This is a genomic window from Rhodococcus sp. (in: high G+C Gram-positive bacteria) (assembly GCF_049286785.1).
GTDB lineage: Bacteria > Actinomycetota > Actinomycetes > Mycobacteriales > Mycobacteriaceae > Rhodococcus_F.
On the sequence record NZ_JBAQEO010000694.1, the window covers coordinates 1 to 5,949 of the forward strand.

Consider the following 5,949-nt stretch of genomic DNA (forward strand, 5'->3'; position numbering starts at 1 on the left):
GCACCGGACAGAAGCAGAATCTGGGTGACAAGGTGCCGTCGGTGGCACTGCTGAGCGACCGGGGCACCCACGGCACCGCCGGCACCTGGGAAATGGTCAGCCCCATGCCCATTGCGTGGGGCACCCGTGATGCTGCGGTGCGGGCCCGGGCCGAGGAAGCCATCGACCGGGCCGAGTGGGACTTTCTGCAGAGCCGGATCGGGTTGTCGTCACAGATCCGCGAGAGCGCCGACCAGCGAGTCGCCGTGCCCGCGGCCGAACTTCCGGAGAGTCTGCGGTAGAACGTTCACCCGTCACACAGGTCCGCTCATACCCGGCAAGTGGTGGCACCCGGTACTGGTAACGGTCGGTCACCCCACGGAAGACGGCCACCCCGCGGCCGGCTTGCGTGGATCGCCTGCCAGCAGGGCCGCGGCCCAGGCATCACGCCTGCGACCACGCTGGACGAGCCCGAGCCGCTGGATACCTTCGTACTGGAACCCCACGTTGCGGGCAACCCGCGCCGAACTGTGGTTGCCGACGAAGGCACGCCACTCGATCCGCTCCAGACCCATCCCGTCCGAACGGAAGCCGAAATCGCACACCACTTTCACCGCGGCAGTCATGACTCCCCGCGAACGGGCACCCGCCGCCAGCCAGTAACCGATTTCCGCAGCGCTCTCGTCGTGGCTCATGAGGCCGATCATCCCTGACACCGTCCCACCCGCGCGGAGTCGGATCGCCCAGGTCGGATTACGGTCCGCCCACCCGACGGGGACTGTGCGCCGCACGAAGCGCTCCGCGTCGGCGCGCGTATAGGGCTCGGGCAGGGTGGTCCATTCCGCGATGTCCGGGTCTGCGCACGCGGTCGTGATCGCGCCGGTATCGGAGGCCACCGGCGCACTCAGCCACACACCGTCAGCGGACAGGTCGACGACGAACATGAATTGCAGCGTATCGCTGGCGGCCCGGATTCCGGCCCGCGCCTCCCCCATGTCGGGTATCGTTTACGTGCGGGAACAGGCCTGGTGGCGCCGTGAAGGGTGGCGCCGGGCGGCGTCCTCTCGGGTCGGAGGCAGGCCGTGAGCACGATCGGATTTCACGTCGGTATCCAGTCCGGTGACGGCATGATGGCGCGGTTCGGCCAGGCCGCCGGGCTCATCGCGGCCGGGGAAGAGCCGGATTCATTCGTCGAGGATTTTCTCCGCATCATCGAGGCCAGGGGACTGGAGGGCCCCTACCCCGCCCCGGCGATCGCATCGGACCTCATGAGCCTGACGTGCGAGCGCGGCGTTTTCGCCGCCCCGTCCTTCGGGGTGGTGGCGGCACTCGACAGCGCTGTGTGGGTCCTACTCCATCGCAGCACATGGGCCTACATCCATACCGGCGGAAAGACATTCGGCCTGTCCGGGCGACGCGCACTCACCTGGATCGATCAGATCGTCGTCGGTCCGGTCGAAAGTATCGCGGTGACCTGCGTCGAAGGTGCGCGGTTACGGGTAAATCCGCTATCGGACCTGCGCTCGGGTCGTGTTTCCGGCACGGGATTCGTGGTGCACCCCTACAGCAGTGCCCCGCAACCCGACCTGGGCGGGCCGCCCCCCGAATCGTCCGGTCCCGCCGAGGCTGTCGGGACTCCGCCGGAACAGATCGATTCCGAGGACCGACAGGATCGCGATCGGACGAGCCGCACACCGCCGGACTGACCGGCGCCTATCGCAGCGCGGGCAGCACCTCGCGTTCGAAGATCTCGAGTCCCGACGTGTCGTACGCGGCTTCGGGGAAGTAGAAGATGCCGTAGGTCAGGCCCTGCGTTTTCAGCGCCGACAGCTTCTCCACGATTTGCGCCGGAGTCCCCACACCGGGCATGCCGCGGAACGCGGCGAGGGCGCCCTCTGCGGCCTCGGCGCCCACATAGGGGGTGAGGCGTTCCTGCAGGGTGATCAGCCGCTGCTCCACCTCGGCCTCGGTGGTGCCGATCGCGACGTTGTAGTTGGCGGACCGGACGATCGCGTCGAAGTCGGTTCCGACGGTGTCGCAGTGCCGGCGCAGGATCTCGGATTTGTGGGCGAATCCTTCGAGGGTGCCGTCGAAGTTGGTGTACTGCGCGTACTTCGCCGCGATCTTCAGCGTCACCTTCTCTCCGCCGCCGGCGATCCACAGCGGAATGCCGCCTTCCTGCGCCGGGAGTGGGCGGACGACGGCTCCGTCCACCTGATAGTGCTTGCCGTCGAAAGTCGCGACACCATTGGCCCAGGCCTGGCGCATGATCTGCACTCCCTCGTCGAGCCTGCCGAGACGCTCACCGGCAGTGGGAAAGCCGTACCCGTACGCACGCCACTCGTGTTCGTACCAGCCGCCACCGATGCCCATCTCGACGCGTCCGCCCGAGATCAGGTCGGTGGTGGCGGCAACCTTGGCCAGGTACGCCGGATTTCGATACCCCATCGCCGTGCACATCTGGCCCAGGCGCACCCGGGAGGTGACGGCGGCGAATGCGGCCATCAGAGTCCATGCCTCGTGTGTCGCTTCCTCGGTGGGTGCGGGCACGGTGTGGAAATGGTCGTAGACCCAGAGCGAGTCCCAGGGACCCTGATCAGCACGCAATGCGAAGTCTCGCATCACCGGCCACTGATCGGTGGGATCGATTCCGACGAGATCCAGCCGCCAACCCTGGGGAACGAACAGTCCGAAGCGCATACCCGAATGCTACCTACACATCGAGTATTTCGAGCGCCGACGATCACTGCGCACTCGCCCTGGGGTCGAACCTGCGGTGCACGTAGTCGGGACGCCGTTGTACCAGGCAACGAAGTCGGTTGTGGCCACAACTACCGGGAGTTTCCGCTCCTGGATGTCGAGTTGGCGGTCCTTCGAGAGTCCCGACGGCATAGATCACCGCGTGATGATCGAGCAGGTCGTCGTGGGTGAGATGCCTCCCGATCTCCACGTTGAGAGGGAATCGGGAATCCGGGCTTGGCTGCGATCGTGTCACAACACTTCGGTATCGAACATCTCCACCTCGACCGCGTCGGTTCTTACGACGAGGACGCCGCAAGATCTGATGCAGAGAGGAAGCTCAGCGAGTGCGTGTGGGCGAACGCAATGCTTTCCGCCTCGTCGGCCATCGCCGTCCCGTCCGCGGGTGACACCAGTTCGCACACGGCTGCCAGAGGACGCAAGCCGGCGCGGGTCATGACCCGAACAACCGCACCCGACGTGCCGGGGTCGTTGGCGTTCACCACCATCGGTGCCACGTGGCCGGGTCGAGTCAACGCGGCGGGGCCGGCGGCCACATCGGCGATGGTGCGGATCGTTTGCGCACGATCCGCGGCCGAAATGCCGGTGCCGATGCCTTCGGACGCGTCGACGGTCACCGTCAGCTCGTGGCAGCCCTGCGACTCGGCAAGCGCCCACATCGGGGGAAGTTGTAGCCGGATGCAATCGGACTCGGGCACAGTTACCTTCACGAAGCCCGAGGTGTATCGGACCATGAATGCGAGACACGCCGTGGTGGCGAACTCTGCGGCGACGACCAGAACCGCTTCGCCGACAACAGGATCGAACAGGACGATGATTCTTCCTGCGGCGATGTCGGCGGCCACGCGTTCAACGCGCGCGAATACCGGATCGTGCGTCGCCGCGGCGACCCGAGAACCGAGATTGTGCAGCTTGATGAACTCGGTGATGGACATTGCGCTCTCCTGGCTGGATTCGTCCGCTATCGCTGTACTCGTCCGGCAGTGAATGCCGCGATCGCGTCGCGGAAGCCGTCCGATGTGGTGAGCCCGATCTGTCCGGCTCGTTCGCGGGCCAACGCGTTCGGTAGCTCCGACAGTGTAGACGCGTTGAGTGCGAACTTCGTGGTCTCGACAGCCCCCTGCGGATACGAGATGAGCCGCCCGACCACGGATTCCAGCTCAGCTTCGAAGGATTCCGGTTCGGACACGACCGCAACGAGTCCGAGCTGCACAGCGTCCCGTGCGGTCACCCGCTCTCCCAACAGACTCATTCGCATCGCGGTTGCTCTGCCGACAGCTGCGGCGACGAGGGCCGTGGAACCGCCGTCGGGCATCAGACCGATCGAGGTGAAAGGCATCGAGAAGAAGGTGTCGGAACGGACGATCGCGAGGTCCGCGGCGACCGCAAGGGATACCCCGACGCCCACAGCCGGGCCGCGTACCGCTGCCACGACGGGACGGGTAACCCCGGTAATGGCCGTGATGCACCGTGCGGCAGCATCGGCGGTGCACTCGGTGTTCTCCACGGACAGTGGATCCTCAACCTCGAGGTCCCCACCTGCGCAGAACGCCCGTCCGGTTCCGGACAGCACGATGACACGAACGCCGGGGTCTTCTCCTGCCCTGGTGATCTCGTCGGCGAGGCGATCGAGGGTTGCCGCGTCCACCGCGTTCATGCGCTGGGGGCGATCGATCAGGATGTGGCGTACCGGGCCGTCGTTGCGGATGTCGACGGTCATGGTAATACCTTTCCGGCGAAGCGGGCGATCTCGTCGACACCGTTTCGTGCTTGGGGGAGGAACTCGGTGAACAGCGTCCATGCGTGGCACGTGTTCGGGTACACCGACAACGTGCTCACTCCCCCGGCCACCCGGACGGAATTGTGGATCCGCACCGCGTCGTCGAGAAGGATCTCGCTATCGCTCGCCAACAACAGGATCGGAGGAAGGCCGGTGAGGTCGGCGAAGACCGGGGAGGCTAGAGGGTGGTCGCGGTCGTGTCCGCGGAGGTACGCCGCCGCCAGCATGCCGATCGAGCGCTCCGTGATCACCAGGTCGATGTCGCGGTTGGTGGTGACACTCGCCCCGGATGCCGTGAAATCGGCGAGCGGAGACACCGCCACGGCGGCAGCGGGCAGCGTGGCGCCGCGGTTCCGGATGTCGACCAGGACGGACACCGTCAGACCGCCGCCGGCGGAATCACCACCGACGATCGTGCGCTCGGACCCGTACTCGGCGATCAGGGCATCCACCACGGCGGCAGCGTCCTCGAGCGCGGCGGGGAACGGATGTTCCGGGGCGAGCCGGTAGTCGGGCAGGACGACCACGGACCCGAGCGCCCGCGATAGTGCGGCCGCAGCGTGGCGGTAGCCGTGAGGACTGCCCATGACGTAGCCACCGCCGTGGAACCATACGAGGACATTGTCGTCGACCGCGGATCCGGCCACGACGCGCAATGCCTCGACGCCGCTGACCACGATCGCGTCGACCGAAACATCTTCGGCAAGATCCGATTCGAGCATCATTGCGTCGAGGTTGTGCCGCAGCTGGTCGAGCGAGAGCCGGCCGTTGCCGAACACCGCGGCGAAGGAATTGCGGGCACGCTCGAGCGCGGCGTCGGCCTCGACCGTCGTGCCGGGGGATTCCGTGTGTGTCATGCGTGCGCCCTGCCGGTGGTCGTGCGCGCCGGTGGGAGCGCAGCGTGGGTGCCGAAAACCCTGCCGTGGTACGTCAGGGGCGGAATCGTTTCGCTCACGATGTCCACCACGCGGCCGAACACGACCGTATGGTCGGCCACCTCCAGGGTCTCCATCACGTCCGCGGCGATCCAGTGCGGCACATCGGCGATGCGCGGCACTTTCCCGTCGACCCGCCAGGGCACGTTTTGGAACTTGTCCGGCCCCTTGCGCGCGAACTGCGCGGCGAGCTCCGACTGCCCGCTGCCGAGGACGTTCATCCCGAAGCGTCCCGATTCGAGGACAAGTGCCAGCAGGTCCGATCCCCGATCCAGGGAGACCAGCACCGACGGCGGTGACATCGATAGCGACGCGAAGGCACTCACGGTCGTGCCGTGGGGACGTTCACCGTCCATCGCGGTCACGACCGCGACGGGTGTACACACCGCGGCCATGGCGTCGCAGAACCGCGTCGCCAGTTCGTCGAGTTGCTGGGGCATGTCGGATGCCTTTCGTACGTGGTGATGCCCGGTGGGGGGGCTGGAGCGCGGGGGG

General features: G+C 66.7%; 8 protein-coding genes. 2 read left to right on the forward strand and 6 right to left on the reverse strand.

Translation table 11 applies throughout. The features are described from left to right. On the forward strand, positions 1–281 hold a 281-nt coding region (locus WAW17_RS25155; protein ID WP_422335601.1), incomplete at its 5' end, for a DUF3239 domain-containing protein. 69 nt (positions 282–350) lie between these two features. Here the strand turns inward: WAW17_RS25155 and WAW17_RS25160 are convergent. Then, positions 351–923: a GNAT family N-acetyltransferase gene (locus WAW17_RS25160; RefSeq protein ID WP_422335607.1), complete on the reverse strand. Its 573-nt coding sequence runs from the start codon at positions 921–923 to the stop codon at positions 351–353. 138 nt (positions 924–1,061) lie between these two features. Here WAW17_RS25160 and WAW17_RS25165 point away from each other — a divergent pair, with 138 nt between their 5' ends. Next, positions 1,062–1,685 carry a hypothetical protein gene (locus WAW17_RS25165; protein WP_422335602.1) on the forward strand — a complete coding sequence of 208 codons (624 nt, stop codon included), beginning with the start codon at positions 1,062–1,064 and terminating at the stop codon, positions 1,683–1,685. Positions 1,686–1,692: 7 nt separating this feature from the next. On the opposite strand, the gene WAW17_RS25170 is transcribed toward WAW17_RS25165, so the two are convergent. From WAW17_RS25170 to WAW17_RS25190, 5 genes are all read right to left on the reverse strand, one after another. Beyond that, positions 1,693–2,679: an LLM class F420-dependent oxidoreductase gene (locus tag WAW17_RS25170; RefSeq protein ID WP_422335603.1), complete on the reverse strand. Its 987-nt coding sequence runs from the start codon at positions 2,677–2,679 to the stop codon at positions 1,693–1,695. A 338-nt stretch (positions 2,680–3,017) separates the two neighbouring features. Continuing rightward, a complete protein-coding gene (locus WAW17_RS25175; RefSeq protein ID WP_422335604.1) occupies positions 3,018–3,674 on the reverse strand; it encodes a 3,4-dihydroxy-2-butanone-4-phosphate synthase in 657 nt (218 codons plus the stop codon). A 26-nt stretch (positions 3,675–3,700) separates the two neighbouring features. Further along, complete coding sequence (locus WAW17_RS25180) at positions 3,701–4,459, reverse strand: enoyl-CoA hydratase-related protein (RefSeq protein ID WP_422335605.1); 759 nt, start codon at positions 4,457–4,459, stop codon at positions 3,701–3,703. Next, positions 4,456–5,376, reverse strand: coding sequence for an alpha/beta hydrolase (locus WAW17_RS25185; RefSeq protein ID WP_422335606.1), 921 nt, complete (start codon positions 5,374–5,376; stop codon positions 4,456–4,458). The genes WAW17_RS25180 and WAW17_RS25185 overlap by 4 nt, the downstream gene beginning before the upstream one ends. Then, complete coding sequence (locus WAW17_RS25190) at positions 5,373–5,894, reverse strand: flavin reductase family protein (RefSeq protein WP_422335608.1); 522 nt, start codon at positions 5,892–5,894, stop codon at positions 5,373–5,375. The genes WAW17_RS25185 and WAW17_RS25190 overlap by 4 nt, the downstream gene beginning before the upstream one ends. Positions 5,895–5,949: the final 55 nt, after the last annotated feature.

Excerpts from the sequence above, each read along its gene's own strand:
- WAW17_RS25160 (WP_422335607.1), bottom strand. The coding sequence starts at position 923 with ATGTTCGTCGTCGACCTGTCCGCTGACGGTGTGTGGCTGAGTGCGCCG.
- WAW17_RS25170 (WP_422335603.1), bottom strand. The coding sequence starts at position 2,679 with ATGCGCTTCGGACTGTTCGTTCCCCAGGGTTGGCGGCTGGATCTCGTC.
- WAW17_RS25175 (WP_422335604.1), bottom strand. The coding sequence starts at position 3,674 with ATGTCCATCACCGAGTTCATCAAGCTGCACAATCTCGGTTCTCGGGTC.
- WAW17_RS25180 (WP_422335605.1), bottom strand. The coding sequence starts at position 4,459 with ATGACCGTCGACATCCGCAACGACGGCCCGGTACGCCACATCCTGATC.
- WAW17_RS25185 (WP_422335606.1), bottom strand. The coding sequence starts at position 5,376 with ATGACACACACGGAATCCCCCGGCACGACGGTCGAGGCCGACGCCGCG.
- WAW17_RS25190 (WP_422335608.1), bottom strand. The coding sequence starts at position 5,894 with ATGCCCCAGCAACTCGACGAACTGGCGACGCGGTTCTGCGACGCCATG.